Origin of the sequence: Steroidobacter flavus (genome assembly GCF_042651805.1) — a bacterium.
Lineage (GTDB): Bacteria > Pseudomonadota > Gammaproteobacteria > Steroidobacterales > Steroidobacteraceae > Steroidobacter > Steroidobacter flavus.
The window spans coordinates 1,796,826-1,818,224 of the sequence record NZ_JBHSDU010000003.1; the positions used below are offsets into that span (position 1 = coordinate 1,796,826).

17 protein-coding genes and 1 pseudogene are annotated in these 21,399 nt (G+C 61.5%); 11 read left to right on the forward strand and 7 right to left on the reverse strand.

What is annotated here, in order from left to right; translation table 11 throughout:
- Positions 1 to 19 precede the first annotated feature (19 nt).
- From ACFPN2_RS13285 to ACFPN2_RS13295, 3 genes are all read right to left on the reverse strand, one after another.
- On the reverse strand, positions 20 to 2,170 hold the full coding sequence (locus tag ACFPN2_RS13285) for a putative bifunctional diguanylate cyclase/phosphodiesterase (RefSeq protein ID WP_380597241.1): 2,151 nt from the start codon (positions 2,168 to 2,170) through the stop codon (positions 20 to 22).
- A 191-nt stretch (positions 2,171 to 2,361) separates the two neighbouring features.
- The gene (locus tag ACFPN2_RS13290) at positions 2,362 to 4,257 is read right to left on the reverse strand and encodes a gamma-glutamyltransferase family protein (protein WP_380597242.1); all 1,896 of its coding nucleotides are present in this window, start codon (positions 4,255 to 4,257) and stop codon (positions 2,362 to 2,364) included.
- 109 nt (positions 4,258 to 4,366) lie between these two features.
- On the reverse strand, positions 4,367 to 7,222 hold the full coding sequence (locus tag ACFPN2_RS13295) for a TonB-dependent receptor (protein WP_380597244.1): 2,856 nt from the start codon (positions 7,220 to 7,222) through the stop codon (positions 4,367 to 4,369).
- A gap of 186 nt (positions 7,223 to 7,408) precedes the next feature.
- Between ACFPN2_RS13295 and ACFPN2_RS13300 the strand changes: the two genes are divergently transcribed.
- Positions 7,409 to 8,284: a FadR/GntR family transcriptional regulator gene (locus tag ACFPN2_RS13300; RefSeq protein ID WP_380597246.1), complete on the forward strand. Its 876-nt coding sequence runs from the start codon at positions 7,409 to 7,411 to the stop codon at positions 8,282 to 8,284.
- Between the two features lie 55 nt (positions 8,285 to 8,339).
- Here the strand turns inward: ACFPN2_RS13300 and ACFPN2_RS13305 are convergent, their stop codons facing one another.
- Positions 8,340 to 10,082 (reverse strand): M28 family metallopeptidase, encoded by a 1,743-nt coding sequence (locus ACFPN2_RS13305; protein WP_380597248.1) that lies wholly within the window; start codon positions 10,080 to 10,082, stop codon positions 8,340 to 8,342.
- 58 nt (positions 10,083 to 10,140) lie between these two features.
- Here ACFPN2_RS13305 and ACFPN2_RS13310 point away from each other — a divergent pair, with 58 nt between their 5' ends.
- The 8 genes from ACFPN2_RS13310 (at position 10,141) to ACFPN2_RS13345 (ending at position 16,036) form a co-directional block, all read left to right on the forward strand.
- The gene (locus ACFPN2_RS13310) at positions 10,141 to 10,617 is read left to right on the forward strand and encodes a flavodoxin family protein (RefSeq protein ID WP_380597250.1); all 477 of its coding nucleotides are present in this window, start codon (positions 10,141 to 10,143) and stop codon (positions 10,615 to 10,617) included.
- Between the two features lie 262 nt (positions 10,618 to 10,879).
- Positions 10,880 to 11,803 (forward strand): hypothetical protein, encoded by a 924-nt coding sequence (locus tag ACFPN2_RS13315; protein WP_380597252.1) that lies wholly within the window; start codon positions 10,880 to 10,882, stop codon positions 11,801 to 11,803.
- A gap of 49 nt (positions 11,804 to 11,852) precedes the next feature.
- Positions 11,853 to 12,407, forward strand: a complete 555-nt coding sequence (locus tag ACFPN2_RS13320) for a GTP-binding protein (RefSeq protein ID WP_380597254.1) — start codon at positions 11,853 to 11,855, stop codon at positions 12,405 to 12,407.
- Entirely contained in the window at positions 12,404 to 12,808 is a 405-nt protein-coding gene (locus ACFPN2_RS13325; RefSeq protein WP_380597255.1) for a roadblock/LC7 domain-containing protein, read from the forward strand. The genes ACFPN2_RS13320 and ACFPN2_RS13325 overlap by 4 nt, the downstream gene beginning before the upstream one ends.
- Positions 12,809 to 12,844: 36 nt before the next feature.
- On the forward strand, positions 12,845 to 13,204 hold the full coding sequence (locus ACFPN2_RS13330; RefSeq protein WP_380597257.1) for a hypothetical protein: 360 nt from the start codon (positions 12,845 to 12,847) through the stop codon (positions 13,202 to 13,204).
- A 56-nt stretch (positions 13,205 to 13,260) separates the two neighbouring features.
- Positions 13,261 to 13,635, forward strand: coding sequence for a hypothetical protein (locus ACFPN2_RS13335; protein WP_380597259.1), 375 nt, complete (start codon positions 13,261 to 13,263; stop codon positions 13,633 to 13,635).
- 13 nt (positions 13,636 to 13,648) lie between these two features.
- A complete protein-coding gene (locus tag ACFPN2_RS13340; RefSeq protein WP_380597261.1) occupies positions 13,649 to 15,283 on the forward strand; it encodes a GTP-binding protein in 1,635 nt (544 codons plus the stop codon).
- A 183-nt stretch (positions 15,284 to 15,466) separates the two neighbouring features.
- Positions 15,467 to 16,036: a hypothetical protein gene (locus tag ACFPN2_RS13345; RefSeq protein ID WP_380597262.1), complete on the forward strand. Its 570-nt coding sequence runs from the start codon at positions 15,467 to 15,469 to the stop codon at positions 16,034 to 16,036.
- 2 nt (positions 16,037 to 16,038) lie between these two features.
- Here the strand turns inward: ACFPN2_RS13345 and ACFPN2_RS13350 are convergent, their stop codons facing one another.
- The 3 genes and pseudogenes from ACFPN2_RS13350 to ACFPN2_RS13360 form a co-directional block, all read right to left on the reverse strand.
- Positions 16,039 to 16,380: an ArsR/SmtB family transcription factor gene (locus tag ACFPN2_RS13350; RefSeq protein WP_380597264.1), complete on the reverse strand. Its 342-nt coding sequence runs from the start codon at positions 16,378 to 16,380 to the stop codon at positions 16,039 to 16,041.
- Positions 16,361 to 16,807, reverse strand: a pseudogene (locus ACFPN2_RS13355) (SRPBCC family protein). Before ACFPN2_RS13355 ends, ACFPN2_RS13350 begins: the two are co-directional and overlap by 20 nt.
- 74 nt (positions 16,808 to 16,881) lie before the next feature.
- Positions 16,882 to 17,922 (reverse strand): toll/interleukin-1 receptor domain-containing protein, encoded by a 1,041-nt coding sequence (locus ACFPN2_RS13360; RefSeq protein ID WP_380597266.1) that lies wholly within the window; start codon positions 17,920 to 17,922, stop codon positions 16,882 to 16,884.
- A gap of 45 nt (positions 17,923 to 17,967) precedes the next feature.
- On the opposite strand from ACFPN2_RS13360, the gene ACFPN2_RS13365 reads away from it, so the two are divergent.
- Positions 17,968 to 18,591 (forward strand): DNA-3-methyladenine glycosylase, encoded by a 624-nt coding sequence (locus tag ACFPN2_RS13365; RefSeq protein ID WP_380597268.1) that lies wholly within the window; start codon positions 17,968 to 17,970, stop codon positions 18,589 to 18,591.
- Positions 18,592 to 18,662: 71 nt separating this feature from the next.
- Complete coding sequence (locus ACFPN2_RS13370; protein WP_380597269.1) at positions 18,663 to 21,326, forward strand: YgiQ family radical SAM protein; 2,664 nt, start codon at positions 18,663 to 18,665, stop codon at positions 21,324 to 21,326.
- Positions 21,327 to 21,399 lie beyond the last annotated feature (73 nt).

Sequence of the window (21,399 nt, forward strand, 5' to 3'; positions counted from 1 at the left end):
TGCGGCGCGGGAGGCTGGGTTAGATGCGGCTGCTCGGGAAGTGCAGGAACTCGCGCATGAACTCGTCGCCGGGCAGCGGCCGGCCGAAGTAGAAGCCCTGCAGCTCGTCGCACTGATTGGCGCGCAGGAAGTCGATCTGCTGCTCGGTCTCGACACCTTCGGCCACCACTTTCAGGCCGAGGTTGTGACCGAGTGCGATGATGGTTTTCACGATGGTCATGTCGTCCAGATCGCTGCCGATGTCCTGCACGAACGAGCGATCCACTTTCAAGCGATCGACCGGAAGTCGTTTCAGATAACTCAGGCTGGAATAGCCGGTGCCGAAATCGTCGAGCGCGATCTGCACGCCGAGGTCGTTGAGCTGGCCGAGCATGGCGATGAACTGATCGGCGTCGTGCATGACGGCGCTTTCGGTGAGCTCGACTTCGAGATACTGCGCATCGAGGCCGGTCTCTCGCAGCACTTCGGCAATGGTTTGCACCAGATTGTCCTGTCGAAACTGTCGCACCGACACGTTCACCGAGACGACGAACGGCGGCAGCCCCGCGTCCTGCCATGCTTTGTTCTGAGCACAGGCGGCACGCAGCACCCATTTGCCGATGGGCACGATGAGGCCGATCTCTTCCGCGACAGGAATGAATCGCGAGGGCGGCGTGACTTCTTCATCCGACACGTGCCAGCGAATCAATGCTTCCGCGCCAGTGATTCGACGCGTCCGCATGTCCACGCGCGGCTGATAGTGAAGCGAGAACTGCTGACGCTCGAGTGCGCGACGCAGTTTGTTCTCCAGCTCCAGGCGCTCGGTAATGAGCGCGTTCAACTCGGCGGTGAAGAACTGGAAATTGTTTCGACCCTTTTCCTTGGCCCGATACATGGCCTGGTCGGCATGCTTGAGCAGAGTTTCCGCGTTAGTGCCATCGTCCGGGTACAGGGCGACGCCCATACTGCAGGTGACATTGAAATCGCCCTGGGGACTGGTCCACGGCTGTGAGATCGCGTGGAGCATCCGTTCCAACACCAGCGCGACCGCGTCGGGTCCGCGCTGGCCATTGATGAGCAGCACGAATTCGTCACCGCCGAGGCGCGCCACCGTGTCGCCTTCGCGCACGCTGGAACGCAGCCGCTCGGCCATCTCACGCAGCAGCTCATCGCCGACATGGTGACCCAGCCCGTCATTGATGAACTTGAATCGATCCAGATCGACGAACACCACCGCCAGCCGCGTGCCGTAAGCACCGGCGGAACGAATGCCTTGTTGTAATCGATCGTGGAGTAACGCGCGATTGGCGAGCCCGGTGAGGGTGTCGAAGTTGGCTTGCTGCTCGATGCGGGCCTGATAGACCTTGCGCTCGGTGACATCCTCGACCGTGCCTTCGTAACAAGCGACGTGACCGGTCTCGTCGAACACGGCGCGTGCATTCTCGGAGATCCAGATGACTTCGCCCGTCTTGCGATACACCTGCGATTCGAAGCCGCTGACCGAGCCGCGCGCCTTCGCCAAGGCCATGAACTCTTCGCGACGGGACGGCTCGACGTACAGCTGATTGCGAATATCTTTGAGCTGAGCGATCAGCTCGGCCGGACTGTCGAATCCATAAATCCGTGCCAGCGCCGGATTGGCGTCGAGATACTGGCCGTCGATGGTGGTGCGGAAGATGCCTTCGATGGCGTTCTCGAACAAGTTGTAATAGCGCCTCTCGGCTTCCCGCAGCGCCAGGCTCGACGCCCGACGGGCCGTGATGTCTTGAATCAGACCTTCGATAGCGTGCAGCTTGCCGTGAGCGTCATAGACGCCGGAGCCCCGCTCCCACACCCAACGGATCTCGCCCGTCGCATGCACGATGCGATATTCGCAATCGAAGCGGCCCTGCGTGCGCAGGCCGGTGTGCATTTCGTTACGAACCCGCTCGCGATCGTCCGGATAGGTGATCTGCTCGTAGGAAACGCGTTTGTTGAACAGCAGGTCGGCAGCGTCGTAGCCGGTCAGCCGTCGCACGCCTTCGCTGACGAACTCCATGGTCCATTCGGCATCGTCACGGCAGCGATACACCATGCCGTCGAGGTTGCCGAGCAACGTACGGAGCATGCGTGCGGTTTCAGTGCTCCCTGCGGTGTCGTAACTGACAGGCGGTGTTTCGTGGCTGACGCGTGGTGTGGCCGTGGACTGCATGCCTTTTAGTTATCGTGACAAGAACCGCTGAATATCAGCTGCGCAGACGCCATCGCGCGGGGCTTTGTCACAGAAATGATGAGCAGCGTCAATGGTTACGGCGGCCAATTTGAAGTTGTGATGGCCGTCAATGGCGCACGCCCCGCCAGAGTGCATGAGCCCGCCCCAACAGCGGGCCCATGCCTCAAAAGTTACCAAGCGATGCCGTAGTCCTCGCCGTGATATGCAGCCGCGCCCCAGAAGGTGCCGTGCTTCGCATCGATCTGAATCGCGGTAATGGGCCCGGAATTGTTTGCCGAAAATTCCAATTTGTAACCTTTCTTGATCAGCTCGTTGCGAACCCAATCGGGCACCGAGTCGGCGAGCGTCAGACGCCCGGGAATGGACTCGTGGGCACCGAACGAATCGCGCAGTTGATAGGTGGTGATATTGGCGCCTTCGGCCGCCTCCTGCGGTGTCATACCGAACTCGACCACGTTCAAGAAGAACTGCAGGAGGTTTTGTTCCTGCGTGTCCCCGCCCTGCACGGCGAATGCGAGATATGGCTTGCCGTCCTTCAATGCCATTGACGGCGTCAGCGTCGCGCGCGGCCGTTTGCCGGGTGCGACGACGTTGAACGGATTGTCGTTGGGATCGAGCACGAAGCTTTGCATGCGCTGGCTCATGCCGATGCCGGTCTTGCCCGCGATGGTCGCCGGCAACCAGCCGCCGCTCGGCGTGACCGAAACGACCCAACCTTCTTTATCGACGGCCTCGACGCTGGTGGTGCCGAGTCGGAACGTGCGGTCGAATTCGGCCAGCGCGGTCGGGCTCCACTGATTCGGCTTGGACTTGTCTTTGCCCGCCTTCACGGTGTGCCACGCTTCCAGCTGGGTCTTGAACGGGTTGGTTCCGCCCTGGAAGGGATACGGGTCGCCGGGACGAATGTCGGGATCGTTACGATCGTCCTTGACCAGCTTGGCGCGCTCGCGCGCATAGTCCTTCGACAGCAGGCCTTTGATGGGCTCTTCGGGCGGAAAGCGCGAGTCGCCGTAATAGAAATCTCGATCGGCGAACGCGAGGCTCATGGTCTGATACAGCGTGTGGATATAACGCGTGCTGTTGTAGCCCATCGCCTTGAGATCGAAGTTCTCGAGGATGTTCAATGCCTGGAGCATCGAGGGGCCCTGCACCCAATGCGTCAGCTTGTAAACCTCGATGCCTTTGTAGTTGGTATGCACCGGCTCTTCGAGATGGATCTGCCAGTTGGCGAGATCTTCCGGTGTGTGCAAACCGCCGAGCTCCTGCGAGCCGCGCGCATATTCCTTCGCGATGTCGCCCTTATAGAAACGATCGTACGCGGCCATGATGGCCTGCTTGCGGTCCTTGCCGGCCTTGCGCGCCTTTGCTTCGGTGTCGACCAGCTTGCGCAAGGTCACCGCGAGATCGGGTTGACGGAAGATTTCACCGGCTTCGGGGCCGACGCGAGCAAACCCGGGCAGCGGCTTGCCGTCCTTGCCTTCGTGAACCAGGAACGTGCGGCGGGAGTCGGGCCACTTGCGCAGCTCATCCTTCCATTTCTCGATCAGGTCGGCGGTCTGCGCCTCGATGGGATAGCCGTCGGCCATTTCGATGGCGGGCGCGAGCACTTCGGCGAGACTGAGTTTTCCGTACTCCGCGAGCATCACCATGATGCCGCCCGGCGTACCCGGCGTGACTGCCGCGAGCGGCCCGAACTCGGGCGGATATTCGTAACCTTTGGAACGATAGAACTCGGGCGTCGCGCCGGTCGGAGCGACGCCGAGCGCATTCACGCCAATCACTTTGCGAGTATTCGGGTTGTAGATCAGCGCCTGAGTCTCGCCGCCCCAGCTCAACACGTCCCACATCGTGGAAGTCGCGGCGATCATCGCGCAGGCCGCGTCGACTGCATTCCCTCCCTGCATGAAGATCCGCGCGCCCGCGGTCGCAGCCAGCGGTTTGCCTGTGACAGCAACCCAATGCTGGCCGTGTAAAGGGGGCTTGACGGTCTTGGCTTGAACCGGAGCTGCGACGGTCGCGACGAACGCGGCCAGTGCAACGACCACACGCTTGGCATCGAATGGCATGACCCTACCTGTCTGGTGGCGGCCGCCAGCGGCGGCGCGAAGGCAGGATCTTAACGCGATGAGTCCGAAGAAGGAGCGGCGCACGAACGGCGCCGCTCCTGAAGCTCGATTACAGGCGCCAGCGCACGCCGATGGCGTACGAACGGCTCAACAGCAAGTTGCCGAAATTGTCCGTCGTCGGGCCGCCGGCGGAGCCGAAGGCGTAATACGACTGCTGCATCTCTTCGGTGAGGTTCACGGCGTCGAACGAGATCGCAAGGTTCTCGTTCACGTCGTAGGAGAGTTGCAGATCCAGGCTCGCCTCCGAATGACGCCAGATGCCAATCGGATTGGCGAACAGGCGCGCTTCGTTGTTGTTCTTGAAATCGTCGCGCCACACGTACGACAGACGCGCGCCGATGCCGGCCCGGTCGTACGCCAATGTGATGTTGTACGAGGTGTCGGAAACACCGAAGAACTCGGACTTCTCGGTACCGATGATTTCGCCCGCGGAATTGGTGAGCGGAATGGTCTGCTCGGAGTCGAGCTTGGTGAAGCTGCCCGTCACGCCCAGTCCCTTCAGCACGCCGGGCAGGTAGTCGGGGAAGTACACGAAGCCCAGCTCGAGACCTTCGAGCTTGCCATCGGAGGCATTCACCGGCTGCGTCACCACGAACGTGCTGGTGTTCAGACCGGTGTTCGGAATCGTGACACGACGGGTCAGCGGCACCACCAGACCGTCGATGTCACGACGGAACAGGGTCGCGTACACCGCGCTGTCGGTGGCGAAGTACCACTCGGCGGTCAGGTCGTAGTTCTTGGCTTTGGCCGCCTCGAGGTCCGGATTGCCACCGCTGCCCGAGCCGTAGCCGACCTGGGTCAGATCGCCGGTCAGCGAGAAGTTCGAATTCAGATCGAAGAAGTTCGGACGGCGCAGCGTCTCGCCATAGTTGAAGCGAACATTGAAGTCGTCCGTCACGGCATAACGCAATGTCATCGAGGGCAGCAGATCGCTGTCGCTCTTCTTCGCCGACGTGCGCACATCGGTGATGACGTCAGTGAACTGCATCGGCGTATCGATCGTGACGTAACGCAGACCGAACTGGCCCTGCAGCTTGCCGACCTGGAGGTCGGTCTGGATGTAAGCGGAAGCGGTGCGCTCCTTCACTTCGAAGGCACGCTTCAACACCGGGCCGCCGGCCGGCTCGCCATACAGCGCGCGAACTTCATCGGCGTGATCGTTGAGGTAGTAACCGTTCACCACCGCCCATGCGGTTGGAATATCACCTTCGCCATCGAAGAAGCCGCTGTTGGTGTAGATCATGCCCGACGGCAGCGTCGACATGTTCCGGCCCAGGAACGGCTCGGGCTTGGGCTTCGGGCTGTACGACTCGGCGGAGCGGTCGTCGTAGCGCACGCCGAAGCTCAGCAGTCGGAACACGCCATCGCCGAGCTCGTAGTCACCATCGAGCTGCAAGGTCTGCGCGCCGCCTTCCTGACGGCCGCGATTCTGGAACAAGGCGCCAACCGTCCAGACATTCGGGTCGAGCATTTCCGCATCGTTGTTGAAATGCCAGGACGGCACGCCGTTGCCCGAGTTGAAATCGATAGTGATCGAGCCAGGCACGCGCTCGGTGCGCACAGCGATGAAGCGGGTGTTGAACTCGCTATCCTGCAACGACAGATCGGCGCTCAGCTTGAAACGATCGGTCACCTGCCACTTGCCGTTCAACGCGTATACGAACGTGTCGGTGTCCTGCTTGGTGGCGTCGCCGCTGTTGAAGCCGAACGGCGCGCCGACGGTGCGCGTCTTCATGATGTTCGTGCCGGGATACAGCGTGTACGTCGAGGCCGGATTCGGGCCCAGCGTGCCCCACCAGTCCGCGAACGTGAAATGCAAATTGTTGAACATTTCTTCGCGATAGCCCTGATAGAAGGCTTCGAAAGTGTATTCGGAGCTGTCGTTCGGCGCCCACTGCAGAGCCACGGTCGCCGCCGGGCGCTCGCGATCGCCCTGGAAATCGCTGGCGAACAACGCGTCGCGACTCAGCAGATATTCGTACGGCGTGCCATTCATGGTGATGGTCGAGCCCGGCGTCGTCGCCAGTCCGGCGTCGGTGCCCGGTTGCCAGAACTGCACCGGATCGTCGCCCGGATGCATCAGGCGGCAGTCGCCGTTGAAAATGCGCTCCAGCGGCACCCAGTTCGGATTGTAGGGCCGAGTGTGATCGCACGCGTCGGCCGCGCCAAAGCCATTGGGCTGAGCCCGCTCGGTTAGAAACGGCACCATCGCGCCGGCGGTCACGCTCTGATCGCGATAACGCACGCGCGAGTAGCTGGCGTTGGCCATTACGCCAAACTTGCCTTCGCCCACATCCCAGGTGTTGGCGATCAGCAAGCTGGCATTCGGATCGATCTCATCGCGCTGTTCCTGCGTGGTCGCGCGGGCATTCAATGAAATTTCCAGATCGTCGAAGTCGAACGGGCGACGCGTGGTCACATCGATCTGACCTGCGAGACCGGTTTCGAGCTGATCGGCGGCGCGCGTCTTGTACACGTCGATCTTGCCGATCAAGTTCGCGGGAATGTCCTGCAAGGCCACCGCACGAGCCGAGGCCGGCGGTGGCGCGGCGGTGAATACGTTGCGACCGTTCCAAGTCGTCTGCACGTCGTTGAGACCGCGGATCACGATGCCTTCAGCTTCGCCGCCGCCGCGATCGGTGATTTGCACACCGGAGATTCGCTGCAAAGCTTCGACGACGTTGTTGTCAGGCAGCTTGCCGATGTCCTCGGCGACGATGGATTCCACGACCTGCGTGGAATTGCGCTTGTTTTCCAATCCCTGCACCAGGCTCTCGCGCACACCGCTGACAATGACTTCTTCGAGCTCTGTCTGTGCGGTGGTCGTTTGTTGAGCGAGTGCGCTCATCGACAAAGAAAGCGCCGCCATAGCGGACGCCGAACGAATCCTGACTAGCTTCGCCACGATTGCTATCCCCCCAAAGCTGCCGATGACTACGGCCGGATTTATTTCTCAGACAAATGCTATCTGCAAAATGTCGGACAAATCAAGATTCGAATTGCAAGTCCGGTCGACCCAAGCCCTTCGCTGGGGCCGGAACGCCGGAAAAATTCTAATAGAAATGCTAAGTTACGGTAGACAACAGAATTTGTGAACGGCCCTGTCGAGGCGGTGCTTGTGATCCCGGCGGCGCGCCCGGACAATCCCCTGGGTCGCATGCGCGACCGACAGAAGGCGCCGATGCCCGCTCCCAATCCGAACAAAGTTGCCGCCGCCAGCCCGCGGCAAAATCGCAAAGAACTGCGTCTGCACAGCTCCATCGCGCGCGATCTCGGCCTGCGCATCGTGTCGGGGCGCTATCGTCCAGGTCATGTGCTCGCCGGCGAGATCGAAGCCAGCGGTCAGCTGAAAGTTTCGCGCTCGGCGTATCGAGAAGCGGTGCGCATGCTTGCAGCGAAGGGGCTCGTGCAAAGTCGAACTCGCACAGGCACGCGCGTGAGTGCGGTCGAGCAATGGCATTTGCTGGATCCCGACGTGCTCACCTGGGTATTTGCAGGCGAGCCCGAACTCGAGGTGCTGCAAGGTTTGTTTGAATTGCGCACGATCATCGAGCCGGAAGCGGCGGCCCTGGCGGCGGCAAGACGCAACGAGAAAAACGTCGAAGTGATGCGGAATGCGTTGGCAAGAATGGCGCTGCATACCGTGAACGTCGAAGCCGGCCGCATCGCCGACAAGGAGTTTCACTCCGAGTTGCTACGTGCGACCCGCAACCCTTTTATCATTTCACTGACAAATGGCGTGGCGGCGGCCGTGCATGCATTGACGGAATTCAAACAACGCGCCCAGGCATTGAAGCGCGATCCGTTGCCAGAGCACTGGCGCGTGTTCCACGCCATCGAAGCAAAAGACACGGTGGAAGCGCGGGCGGCGATGACGGAATTGATTCGACTCGCCATCACGGACATGCCGGTGAAACGCTGGCCCGAGAACTGGACCGACAGCCGGCTGGTGCAGGATTCAGGCTAAAAAACAGGGCCCATCGAGGTATCGATGAGCCCTGCCTGGAACGATCGACGAATGTTTACTCGGCCTTGGTGCTGAGCTGCTCTTGCGACGCCTTGCGCGCCGCTTCGAACTCATCGCCCGGCAACCACTTCGGCAGATCCGCCGCTGCAGCGTTCGCGACATTATCGCCGACGTAGAACAACAGCTGCGCGTCCTCGATCATGCCGTCGTAATTCCAGCTGTCGGAGATCTCATCCGACTGCTGGTGATAATGATGCTCTTCGTAGTACGCGTGCTGTTCCTTGCCCCAGCCCGGCGGCTTGCCGATGAAGTCGGTGCCGGCGTCCAGATACAACGCGGGCACGCCGATCTTGGCGAAGTTGAACTGGTCGGAACGATAGAAGAAACCGCGATCCGGGAATTGATCGGGCGTCACGACGCGGCCCTGCATCGTGGCAATGGCGTTCACGTAGTCGTCGATCGTCGACTTGCCCTTGCCGACGAACACGATGTCTTTGGCGCGGCCGAAGATGTTGCCGCCGTCGATATTGATGTTCGCGGCGATCTTGCCGGGCGGCACAGTCGGATGCGTCGCGTAGTACCGCGAGCCCAACAGTCCCTGCTCTTCAGCAGCGACCAACAACAGCATGATGGAACGCTTCGGCGGCTGCGGCAGCGCCTTGAACGCTTTGCCGATCGCGAGCACCTGGGCCACGCCGGACGCGTTGTCCATCGCGCCGTTGAAAATCTTGTCGCCGTTCGCATCGGGCTCGCCGACACCGAGATGATCGTGATGCGCGGTGTAGATCACGTACTCGTTACTGAGCTGCGGATCGCTGCCCTTCAACACGCCGTAGACATTCGCGGTGCTGGAGCGATTCAACTTGTTCTTGAAGTCGAACGAGGTCGTGACTCCGAGCGGCACCGGCTTGAAGTCCTTGGATTGAGCCGACTTCACCAGCGCATCCAGGTCTTGTCCCGCGAGCTTGGCCAGTTCGCGTGACGCGTCTTCGGTGAGCCAGCCTTTGACTTGAATGCGCGGCTCGTTGGCGGCCGGCAGTTCAACCTGCTCGCCCGACCACGAGCTCTGCACGACCTGGAACGGATAGCCCGCCGACGGCGTGGTGTGAATGATGATGGCGCCGGCAGCGCCCTGGCGCGCGGCGCTCTCGTACTTGTAGCTCCAGCGGCCGTAGTAAAGACGCGTGTCGCCATTGAACAGCTGCGGATCCCAATCGGGATCGTTGTTCAGCATCAACAGCACTTTGCCCTTCAAATCCTGGCCTTTGAAATCGTCCCAACCGAACTCGGGCGCCTGAATGCCGTAGCCCACGAACACCACTTCGGCGTTCTTGATCGAGCCTTTCTCGGACTGCACGCCGCTGCCCGCGATGTATTGATCCCACCACTTGAACGACACGTTCTTGCCGCCCTTGTTGAAGGACCACTGCTTGGGCATTTGCGCGGTGATGCCGACCACGTCGAACGATTGCTGATAGCTGCCGTCGCTGCCGCCCGGCGCGAAACCGATCTGCTGCAACTGGTCCGCGATGTACTGACGAGCCTTCACATCGCCCGGCGTTGCCGGCGCGCGGCCCTCGAATTCGTCCGATGAGATCTTGGTGATCTGAGCGCGCAGATAGTCGGCGGCGATCTGATTCGCGGCGGTCTTCTGCTGCTCGTTGACTGGGCTACTGGCCGCAGTTTCAGGCGTCGGCACTGGCTTCGGCTCTTTGGGCTTGCAGCCCAGCGCTGTAAGCATCGCCGCTGAGATAATCAGGGCGGACAGCGACCGAACCGGTCGCGAAACGGTATACATTCGGAACTCCCGTGAAACGAGTTACGGTGACTCAGAACTGTAACAGATGTCCTCCGCAATGCCGTCCTCAACTCGACCTCATCTACTGTTGATCTATGCGGGCCACGCAGGCGGCCGCACTCACGCCATGGTCGAGTGGGTGAAGCAAGGCGTGGCCGACGCGGGCGAAGACGTGGAGCTGCGAGCGCTGCCTGCGCTCGAGGCGGGCGTCGACGATTTGCTCTGGGCGCATGGATTGCTCATCGGCACGCCCGAGCACTTCGGTTACATGGCGGGTGCCATCAAAGATTTTTTCGATCGCACCTTCTACCCGGTGCAGGGCCGGGTCGATGCCCTGCCCTATGCGATTTTCGTCAGCGCCGGCAATGACGGCACCGGTGCGGTCACGTCCATCGAACGGATCGCGCTCGGCTATCGCTGGAAACAATGCGCCGAGCCGCTGATCGTCAAGGGCGAACCGAGTGACACGGATCGTCAGAGATGCGCCGAGTTGGGTCAAACCCTGGCGGCCGGTCTGGCGCTGGGTGTGCTGTGAGCGCCAGGTGACTGTGACCTTGCCGATTTTTCGTTATCAAATGTTAGAAATTTCGCGCCACAGAGTGATTTTGGTCACAGCCGGCGCCCCCTGCCGCCTCTAATGTTTCGCCGCACAAAAGGTTACTCGCGAAGGATCAGCGAGACCACTCGCTGTTTTGCTCTCGAGGACCTATGGCTGTCGCTGCGCCCACGCCCCGGCGGTGTGGATCTCCATGGCTTGCGTTGGGGCTGGCGTCTATCGGCGCCGGTAATACGCGGCTGTGAGCACGGGACCGTCGGCAGCGCCCGGCTCGGGTCCCGAGCGACGGATCGCGCTGATCAAACCGTCTGCGACCGAAGAGCAGGCCGGCCATGCCGTGCAGCTGTTCGACTCGGTGCTGTGGGTGTTCAAAGGCACCACTCGCTCGAGCTGGGTGACCACACCTGCCGCCGCGGCCGACATCATCGTCGTCCACCACTCCGAACCTGCCAAGAACCTCGCACGTTGGCGCGATGAAGGTAAGCACATCGTCGTGCTCAGCACCGACGAGAAGCATCACCCTGCTGGTCCTCGCACGCTCGTCTATCCGTTTCCCGCCGTAAAGGTGCTCAGCATGCTCGAGCACGTGGAAGCGGAGATGGAGAGTCGTGTGACTGTTCCGCCGAGCGCACCCGCGACGACAGCACCGATCAAGCCACGAGCAAGCACATCCAACGCCGATCCGTGGTCTTTTGTCGAAGCGCTACGCACGTTACGCACGGTCAACAACAGCGCGCTGTGGCTGATGTGCAAGGGACCGCAAGGCCCGTTCCTTTGGTTGCGTGGCGATGTTGGTTGTTACTACTGCGACGCTGCGACCGCCGGTGCAATTCGCGCGGGCACGTTGGATCTGAGCGGTCTGTCGTTACAAAAAGGCACGCCGCCGCCGGGCAATTTACCGGCGCGTCCCGGTGCTGAGCTGTTCTGGTTCGCGACGTATCACGCGAGCCCGTCGCTTGCGCCTTGGCTGAACGACAAGACCGTTTATCGCTTGCTTCGTTGGCCCGATCTCGGCCGAGTGCGCGCTACCGATGCGACCGAGCTGACCACGCAGATTCGTGTCGTCGCCGCCCTCGGCGCTGAATCGTTGGCGCTCGGCAAGCTTGCGGCCCGAGCACAAACAAACATCGAGGCGGCAGCGCGCCCACCCCGGTCGGCGGCCTGAAACAATTCCTGCGCAACATGCGCAAGCATCTGCGATTGGGAGGGACCTCATGAGCATCGCATCCGAGCTCAAGATCGTGTTCACGGGCCCGATGGGGGCAGGCAAGACCACGGCAATCACTGCGGTCAGCGATTTTCCGCCGGTTTCGACGGAAATGCAGAACAACGATCAGCAGAGCTTCGCCAAGGAATCGACCACCGTCGCGCTCGACCTCGGCCAGATCGGCCTGGCCGACGGCACCGTCGTGCGCCTGTACGGCACGCCGGGCCAGGAACGCTTCTCTTTCATGTGGGAGATCGTGGGCCGCGGCTCGATGGGCGTGATTCTGCTGCTCGATGGCACGAGCCCCACCGTGCTCGCCGACCTGAAGACTTACGCCGAAGTGTTTCGGCGGATCGCACCTGATCAACCGTTCGTGGTTGGCGTCGGCCGGACCCGTCCGGACGATTACACACAGATCGACGCCTGCATGCGCGTGATCGAGTCGATGCAGTTTTCCGCTCCCGTGTTCAGCGTCGACGTGCGCAAGCGCGAAGACGTGTTGTTGTTGATCGAGACCCTGCTGGCCACGCTCGAAGTGAGTCAGCCCGAGTTTGCAACATGACCCTGCCCAACTCACGGTTCGATGCCGACCTGGTGCGCCTCGGCGCCCATCACCTGGAAGCGTTCGCGGCGGCGAATGCGGATGTGCAGCTCGCCGTGCTGACTTCGGGCGACGGTTTCGAAGTGGCGTCGTATCCGCCGAATCAAACGATGACGCCGAAGATCGCCGCGATGAGCAGCTCCATGCAGGCCTTGTCCGAAGCGCTGACGCGCGAGGCCGGGCTGGCGAAGAACCGCAATCTGATCATCGAGACCGACAGCGGCACCGTGTTGATTCTCGGTCTCGCGGGCACGCAGCCATTGTCGTTGGCCATCGTCGCGAAGAGCGGCGAGCTGCTCGGCAAGCTGCTGTGGGCCTCACGCAATCTCTGCAGGAAGCTGGAAACCAGCCTGCAGAAATAAAGTTCTGTTTGTTAAATCTGTTGAAGGAGTGATGCGATGGCTTCGGTCTCTGAATCTTTGAATGGCTTGTTGCGCACTGATGGCGCGCTCTGCTCGGCGCTGGTGGATGCGAACAGCGGCATGATGTTGGGCAGCGCCGGCACCGGCCTCGATCTCGAGCTCGCCGCCGCCGGTAACACTGAAGTGGTGCGCGCCAAGATGCGCACGATGAAGAGCCTCGGTCTGACCGACGCCATCGAGGACATCCTGATCACGCTGAGCAAGCAGTACCACATCATCCGTCCGGTCGCCGCCAAGCCCGGCATCTTCATGTACCTGGTGCTCGACAAGAGCCGCGCCAACCTGGCGATGGCGCGTCGTGCCTGTCAGGACGCGGAAGGCTCGCTGAGTTTCTAATTCATCGTCGATGGGCGGCGGACTCGCCTTCCGCCGCCCGATTTCGGAGCGCATTCATGGCCAGTGAAAGAAGTCTGATGGACGCCATCGCCAGGATCGAAGCCGACGTGAACGGCGTGATCGCGACAGCGGCGGTGGATCTGGAGTCCGGGATGACGCTCGCGGCAAAGTCCAACCGCGGTGATTTCGACCTGACGGTCGCCAGCGCCTACAACAGCGAGCTGGTGAAACAAAAGCTCAAGATCATGCGCGCACTGAATCTGAAGGTGCAGCTCGAAGACATGCTGATCACGCTGACGGATCAGTTCCATTTGATCAAGCTGCTACCGGGCGGGCTGTCGTTCCTGTACCTGGCCGTGGATCGCAACACCACCAACCTCGCGATCCTGCGCAATTCCGTCAACAAACATTGCAACGGCCTCGAGGCCTGAGCAGCGTCGCCGTATGGCGGTGATCGCCCCCAACGACGACTGCGTGGTGATTCGCGTCGTCTACGACGGTGCGCCCATGGCGGGCAAGACCACCAGCGTCGCAACGCTCGGTCGCGGGCTGGGCGCGGGCGTGTATTCGCCGGCGGATCTCAACGGCCGTACGCTGTATTTCGATTGGCTCGATTACACCGGCGGACTGTTCGAAGGTCGGCGGATTCGCTGCCAGATCGTCAGCGTGCCGGGTCAGGCAACGTTGGCACCGCGCCGTCGCCGCTTGTTGGAAAGCGCCGATGTGGTCGTGTTTGTCGGCGACAGTTCTCCTTCCGGTTTCGAAGCGGACCGCCGCTACCTTGGCGCGCTCCGCGGTGTGTTGAATAGCGTCGGCGGGCCGCCCATCGGCATCGTCCTGCAAGCAAACAAACGCGATCTTCCCGATGCCGTATCGCTGACACAGATCCGGGGCATGCTCGACGAGCTTGAATTACGCAGCGCCGTTATCGAGTCGGTCGCGACCGACGGCACGGGCATTCGCGAGACGTTCGTGTTCGCCGTGCGATTGGCTTTGGATCGTGTGCGAGAGCTCATGCGCAGCGGCGCACTTGTCACCGCTCAACCGAAGATCAACAGCGCTGCAGACCTGCTCAAGGAAATGCAAAGCGCGGAGAGTGGCGCGCTCGACCTGGCGATCGAGTCGGGCCAGCTCACTCATACGCGTCTGCATGATTTGCAGCAGCAAACATCGATGGCGTCGCAGGCGTTTCAAGAAGCGATGCAGGCGAATGTCGATTCGCCGGCGAGCCCAGCAACGCTACACGAGCCGGGCGCTAAAACGACCTCCGCAGCGGAGATGCATGATGAAAGCGCGCGGGCCTCACCCGATGCGCAGGCGATTTCCTTATCGAGGACGGATGAGTCGCGCGTGCCGGCCGCACCCGATGAGAAAGTCGCGAGTGGCCTGGTCTGGCCGCCGGTCGACGGTCGTTTGGTTCTGCACGAGATCGGCTCGAGCCAGGTCAGCTTGCGGCGGGATACGGAAGGCGCCTGGACCGGCACGATCGATCATCGTTGGCTGCTGCATTCAGCCGCCGACGCCGTCTTCGACAATATCGACGCCGGCCGGACCGAGCTGGTGCAGTGGGCCCGCCAGCACGTCGCCGGCAGTGAGCTGCTGTCCAAACAGCGGTGCATCGTTCTGGCGGCCGACGGTCAGGGCCGTTACAGACTATGGCAAATCGTTCGTATCGAAGCCTCATTGCAAACGCAGATGGAAGAGGCGCTGCTTGGCGATGCCAGCATCATCGCCAAGGCGCTGATGACAGTGGCGCGCTCCTTCATGGCTGTGGCCGAGCGCATGCCGGCCGCAATGTGTGAGCTGCAACTCACTTTGGGCACGGTCGGCGCGGCGGTCACCGGTGCGGTGTATCTGGGCTTGATGCCGCCGCCCTCGCAGCTGCGACCGGCTCGATCGTGGTCGATCTCAGAGGCCAGCGAGTTGCTGCTGTCCGAACTCGCCTTCGCACGCCCCACTCTGCGGGCACGCCGCGGCGATCTGCTCGCCGAGCTTTGGAAAGTCTCGCGTCACGGCGAAGGTCAGCCGCCGCACGAGTGGCGCTTGTTGCAACGCCTGGCGGCACTCGCGAAGGAATGAGTTCACAAATACGTCGCAGGCTGTGACGTAGTTGCTCGATTTTTTGTCGCTTGCTACGGACACTCGCCTCGACATACGAAGTCGCCCGGCGATTGTTCGACCTGCCAATCCGGTCACATCAGTCGACATGGCGACCTGTCGATAACAAGGACAAGGACGCTCCTTTAGCGCCCGCGATGTGAAATGGAATACGTGTTGCAACAGTTATGGCTCGTGATTGGCCTGATGGCCTTCATCGTCGGTGCGATGTACTGGCGACGCCATCACCTGCCCGTGACTGCCACACGGACCCCGGCCCGTCCGCCCGCTCCCATCGTTTATCGCGACTCCCCGACTGTTCGCGTCGCCGATGCGCAGCGCGTAGATCGTACACGCAAGCTGGTTCGGCTCCGGGCCGGCGAGTCGGTCGATGTGCTCCCGAGCGTCGCGGGATTGCCGCCGAGGTTTCGCATCACCTGCAGAAATCTGATCGACGGCAGCGATCTGGAAGCGGCTCATATCGTCGTCGAGCTCAGCGGCGCCCAGCTCAGCTGCGGCCCGCTCGTGCATGAGACCGCATTCAACGAATTCGTCATTCCTCGCGCCACCCGCGATGAGCATCGCAGCTCGGTGTTCTATTACCACGAGCGCGGCGATTCGCTGGAATTCATGCGGATCAAGCTGAAATCCGCCGACCTGGCCAGCGGTCAGGTCGAGCTGGATGTCATGCAGGTGCACGGCCACTGGCCAACGCACAGCGACTCGAACGACTGATCTCAATCCTCTTCGACCATCGCTCGCAAGCGGTCGATTGCCTGGTCCCAGCGCGCGGTCAGCAGCTCGATACACTGCTGCGCTTCCGCCAGCTGCGACGCTTCGATCTGCCATACGCTGTCGCGGCCTTGATAGACACTGGTCACCAGGCCTGCCTCCTTCATCACTCGCAAATGCTTCGCGACGGCCTGGCGCGTGACATCCACGTTCGCAGTCAAAGTCGCCGTCGACGACGGACCGGCGGCGGACAGGAATATCACCAGCCGCAACCGCGTCTCATCGCCGAGCGCCGCGAAGATCGGCGCCGATGCCTTCAGCCTGAGCTCAGGACGCTTGGTCGACATAGCGCTCCAGGTTCTTCACCTGCTCGTCCCACCCTTGATTGTTCTGCCCGAACACTTTCGCACGACGCACGAGCGAGATGGCGTCGAAGCCGGATTCGGTGATGGTCAGCAGCGTGCCACCCTCCGCCTCCTCCAGTTTGAATACGACCAGCGTCGTCGGCTCCTTCGCATAGTCCAGCGACGGATCACGCGCGCCTGGATGTCAACGCCAGGAGAACAACTGCTCGGGCTGCATCTCCTGCACGAAAATATCGAAGTAACCGCCGTACTCCTCGCTCACTTCCATATGCACCTTCGCCCCCGGCGCAAATACGCCGTCCGCCGAGTCGACGCCGAACCATTGGCAGAATTTCTTCACGTCCGTCAGCGCATTCCACACGCGGCTGCGCGGCGCACGGAGTAGGACCTTTCGTTCGATGACATTCATTTCGTTGGCACTCTACTGACAACCCAGTGGTTGCAATATAACTCCCGCCTGTACCATGTGCAACCAAATGGCTGTCAGTTATCTGTACGCGTTCTCGCGCCCGAGCGGCGCAGTCTATTGCGAACGGTACGCTTCACCGCCAGACGAAGCTGCCGTACCACTTCATCCACTCCGCGGTTCCAGCTCACACCCACGCGGTTCACCAAGGCAGGGCTGTACTCAAATACTTGCTGCGGAGTGACGCCGACCCAAACCGGCAAAAAAATGTCTTTGCGCTCCACCAATTCCCTGGCGAAGATCGACTCGAACTCCGCCTTTGACCAACCCTCGTTGCGAAGAAAGCGTGGTGAAATGATCAAGATGCATTTGTTCACCTGCTGCAGGCCGCTTTCGATCGACTCGCGCAGCCGATCACCAACGTGCAACGAGAACTCGTCGTACCACACTGGACAGTCCAATGCGGCCAGGCCGCGCGCAATTGGCCGCGCCACCCTATCTTTGTCCCGAGAGTCGTGACAAATGAAGGCCAGCGGCTTGGCACGGACTCGGCCCATAGATGCCGGGACCGAGGATGATCGGATGTCGGAGAGCAAGGCTGTGCGCAGCTTATTCGACAAACGAGCGATCACTCGCGCGCGGGTTAACGTCAAAGCTAGCACCATTGATCTATAGTGATCACCGAGACGGCCGGCGATCCCAAACTCGGCGCGCAATTCAATGGCCAAACCTTGGCCGTCAGAATCATCCAATTCGTATGCCTTCAACCATTGCAGCTCGTTCAAGTCACCGGCAAGATTTGTTATGAAATCCTTCAGGCTTACATGCTCCATCCACTTTCGATAGAAATAGTCGAAGACGAGCTTGAAATAAATACTGTCGCTTCGACGCATGATGGATAGATAGATCGAGTCACAGCATTCGTTTTTTGCGGGATCGATTATCAGTTCCAGATCCATCGGAAAGTCTGCCGCGCGAAGATGGCGAATCGTGGTGAAAGAAACCGTGCGACCAGATTCGCAGAGTCTCGTTCCATCCACGCCCCGCGCAGGCCAAAGTTTGAAACTCTTGCGCCCGATCCTAAGCATGCTGCCGTCGCGACTAACGACCAGTGTCATCCCACCCTCCCCCTCATTCACCAAGGCGATATCTATAATGACCGGATGTCCACCAAGCTCAGCCGAGACTTCTACGCCCGGGAGACTTTGCTCGTCGCCCGCGACTTGCTTGGCATGCATTTGATTCACGCGGGACCCGAAGGTGAGCAGGTCGGGCGGATTGTGGAGACGGAGGCGTACAAGGGGCCGCATGATCTGGCGGCGCATTCGTCGCGGGGGCGGACCAAGCGGACGGAAGTGATGTTCGGGCCGCCGGGGCATGCGTATGTGTACTTGATTTATGGGTTCTGGAACTGCCTGAACATCGTGACGGCGGCGCATGGGACGCCGCATGCGGTGCTGCTTCGGGGGCTGGAGCCGGTGAAGGGCATCACCACGACCAGCCATGGGCCGGGGCTGTTATGTCGTGCCCTACATATAGATCGGGGCCTGAATGGGGCGGATTTGCTGGGCGACACCTTGTGGCTGGAGAAGCCGACCCGATATCGGCCGCCGAAGGTCGGCCGGGCGACCCGGATCGGCGTGGACTATGCCGGGGACTGGGCCAAGAAGCCCTGGCGGTTCTTCGATAAGGATTCACCCTACGTCTCGACCGTGAGCGCCGCCGTGCGTAAGCGGGCGCTGGCGCCGGATCAGGGCGGTGTCCGGGCCAAGTTGGCCCGTAAATAGCGTAAGATCCACGCCCTTTTCGGCGCGCCACCCCTGTTGTGGCCGCGGAATTCGTGATCGACTGTTTTCCCATGCAGCCAGCACCGCGCGAACTCTTCTCCTATCGCAAGCACTGGGCGTCCCGCTTCGGGACCGCTCCGTTCCTGCCCATGTCGAAGGAGGAAATGGACGCGCTCGGCTGGGATAGCTGCGACATCATCGTCGTCACCGGCGACGCCTATGTCGATCACCCCAGCTTCGGCATGGCCATCATCGGCCGCGTGCTCGAGGCGCAGGGCTTTCGGGTCGGCATCCTGGCGCAGCCCGACTGGCGCTCGGCGGAAGATTTCACCCGCCTCGGCAAGCCGAACCTGTTCTTCGGCATCACTGCCGGCAACATGGATTCGATGGTGAACCGCTACACGTCGGATCGACGCATTCGTAGCGACGACGCGTACACGCCGGCGGGCGAGGGCGGCAAGCGGCCGGATCGGTCGGTGATCGTTTATTCCCAGCGGGTGCGCGAAGCTTTTAACGATGTGCCGATTGTGATCGGCGGCATCGAGGCGAGTCTCAGGCGGATCGCGCATTTCGACTATTGGTCGGAGAAAGTGCGGCGCTCGGTGCTGCTCGATGCGAAGGCGGATCTGCTCGTGTATGGGAATGGCGAGCGGCAGATCGTGGAGATTGCGCATCGATTGGCCAAAGGTCAGCGGATCGATCAGATCGACGATTTGCGAGGTACGGCGTTTGTAAGACACGCGACGCCGGAAGGCTGGACCGAGATCGACTCGACGTCGATCGATGAGCCCGGGCCGCTGAATCCCCCGATCGATCCGTACGCGGCGAACGATGCGAAGTCGAAGGCGGCCATGGCCGCGGCATCTCATAACGCATCCACGGGGAATATTTCATCTACTGGCGCCGGGTCCGGAGCGGAGTCGTCGGCTCAGAACGCGGCGGCTGAGAACATTTCTTCGGCCGGCGGCCGGCCAGGAACGGAAGTGGCGGCGCATAGCGCAGCGGCCGAGAACGATTCTTCGGCTGGCGCCGCGCTTGGAGCGGAGTTGTCGGTTGGGGGCATGCCCGCGAAGGCTGCAGGGGCTGGCGAAGCGGAGGCGAGCGCGCCAGCGTGTGCGACGGCTGCGAAGCAGCCCGTCGCGAAGGTCGTGAAGTTTCATCGTCACGTTCCTACCGCGGACCGCGCGCAGTCGGTCATTCGGATGCCTTCGTTCGAGGCCGTGCGGGACGATGCCGTTCTCTACGCGCACGCCTCGCGCATCCTTCATCTCGAATCGAATCCGGGCAACGCTCGTTCGCTCGTGCAGCGGCATGGCAACGTGGACGTGTGGCTGAATCCGCCGCCGCTGCCGCTCTCGATGAAAGAGATGGATGCCATCTACGAGCTGCCTTATCGCCGCATCCCGCATCCGTTCTACGGCGAGCAGAAGGGCGCGAACAAGATTCCCGCGTACGAGATGATCCGGTTCTCGATCGCGATTCAGCGCGGCTGCTTCGGCGGCTGCACCTTCTGTTCGATCACCGAGCACGAAGGTCGCATCATCCAGAACCGCTCGGAGAACTCGATCATCAAAGAGATCGAGACCATTCGAGATTCGGTGCCCGGCTTCACCGGCGTGATCTCCGATCTGGGCGGGCCGACCGCGAACATGTACCGGCTCGCCTGCAAGTCCCGCGAGATCGAAACGGCGTGCCGCCGGCCGTCGTGCGTCTTCCCGGGCATCTGCCCGAACCTCAACACCAACCACACGCCGCTGATCAATTTGTATCGGCGGGCGCGGGCCTTGCCGGGCATCAAGAAGATTCTGATCGGCTCCGGCGTGCGCTACGACCTGGCGGTCGAGTCGCCGGAATATGTGAAGGAGCTGGTTCAGCATCACGTCGGCGGCTATCTGAAGATCGCCCCCGAGGCGATCGGCGAAGGGCCGCTGTCGAAGATGATGAAGCCGGGGGTCGGCACGTATTACCGTTTCAAGGAGCTGTTCGAGAAGTTCTCCAAGGAAGCGGGCAAGGAACAGTATTTGATTCCTTACTTCATCGCGGCTCATCCGGGCACGACCGATGAAGACATGCTTGAGCTGGCGTTGTGGCTGAAGCATAACGGTTATCGCGCGGATCAAGTGCAGGCATTCCTGCCGTCGCCGATGGCGACAGCGACGGCGATGTGGCACTCGGGCAAGAACCCGCTGAGGAAAGTGACTCACGGCAGTGAGGAAGTGCACATTCCGAAAGGACTGAAAGTGCGCCGCCTGCACAAGGCGTTTTTGCGGTGGCATGACGCGAACAACTGGCCGATTCTGAGAGATGCCCTTCGCCGGATGGGCCGCGCCGATTTGATCGGGGCCGGCAAGCAACATCTGATCCCGGCCTGGCAGCCGCTCGGAACGGGCGATGCGCATGAAGGGCGCCGGTCGAAGCACGCCCCGCGCGCGGGCGAGCACGAAAACAAACAAGCTCACGATAAGCGGCGCCACGGCGCGCCGCAGGCGGCGCGACGAGAAGATCCGCGCGCGGCCACTGCGAACGGGCAGCGTGGATACGAGGCGTCCGCCAACGCGCCCGGCGCGAAGCGCGCGGGCGGACAGGGTGCGATATCAAACGCGAAGCGCACGGGCGCGCAGGCTGCGGCATCAAACGCGAAGCGCGCGGGCGCGCCGCAGGCAGCGCCGAAGCCGACGAAGTTCCGAACTCAGCACACCGGACTGAAAGGTGTGCGCATGCCTCGTTCCAAATAAGAAGCCGCTGCTGCGTTAAGAGACGCGGCTAAATCCAGCGCATAAAAAAAGGCCCACCAGAGGTGGGCCAATT

Bases quoted from the DNA above. Each gene is read 5' to 3' on its own strand.
- ACFPN2_RS13285 (WP_380597241.1), bottom strand. From the start codon at position 2,170: ATGCAGTCCACGGCCACACCACGCGTCAGCCACGAAACACCGCCTGTC.
- ACFPN2_RS13290 (WP_380597242.1), bottom strand. From the start codon at position 4,257: ATGCCATTCGATGCCAAGCGTGTGGTCGTTGCACTGGCCGCGTTCGTC.
- ACFPN2_RS13305 (WP_380597248.1), bottom strand. From the start codon at position 10,082: ATGTATACCGTTTCGCGACCGGTTCGGTCGCTGTCCGCCCTGATTATC.
- ACFPN2_RS13310 (WP_380597250.1), top strand. From the start codon at position 10,141: ATGCCGTCCTCAACTCGACCTCATCTACTGTTGATCTATGCGGGCCAC.
- ACFPN2_RS13320 (WP_380597254.1), top strand. From the start codon at position 11,853: ATGAGCATCGCATCCGAGCTCAAGATCGTGTTCACGGGCCCGATGGGG.
- ACFPN2_RS13325 (WP_380597255.1), top strand. From the start codon at position 12,404: ATGACCCTGCCCAACTCACGGTTCGATGCCGACCTGGTGCGCCTCGGC.
- ACFPN2_RS13330 (WP_380597257.1), top strand. From the start codon at position 12,845: ATGGCTTCGGTCTCTGAATCTTTGAATGGCTTGTTGCGCACTGATGGC.
- ACFPN2_RS13335 (WP_380597259.1), top strand. From the start codon at position 13,261: ATGGCCAGTGAAAGAAGTCTGATGGACGCCATCGCCAGGATCGAAGCC.
- ACFPN2_RS13340 (WP_380597261.1), top strand. From the start codon at position 13,649: ATGGCGGTGATCGCCCCCAACGACGACTGCGTGGTGATTCGCGTCGTC.
- ACFPN2_RS13345 (WP_380597262.1), top strand. From the start codon at position 15,467: ATGGAATACGTGTTGCAACAGTTATGGCTCGTGATTGGCCTGATGGCC.
- ACFPN2_RS13350 (WP_380597264.1), bottom strand. From the start codon at position 16,380: ATGTCGACCAAGCGTCCTGAGCTCAGGCTGAAGGCATCGGCGCCGATC.
- ACFPN2_RS13360 (WP_380597266.1), bottom strand. From the start codon at position 17,922: ATGACACTGGTCGTTAGTCGCGACGGCAGCATGCTTAGGATCGGGCGC.
- ACFPN2_RS13365 (WP_380597268.1), top strand. From the start codon at position 17,968: ATGTCCACCAAGCTCAGCCGAGACTTCTACGCCCGGGAGACTTTGCTC.
- ACFPN2_RS13370 (WP_380597269.1), top strand. From the start codon at position 18,663: ATGCAGCCAGCACCGCGCGAACTCTTCTCCTATCGCAAGCACTGGGCG.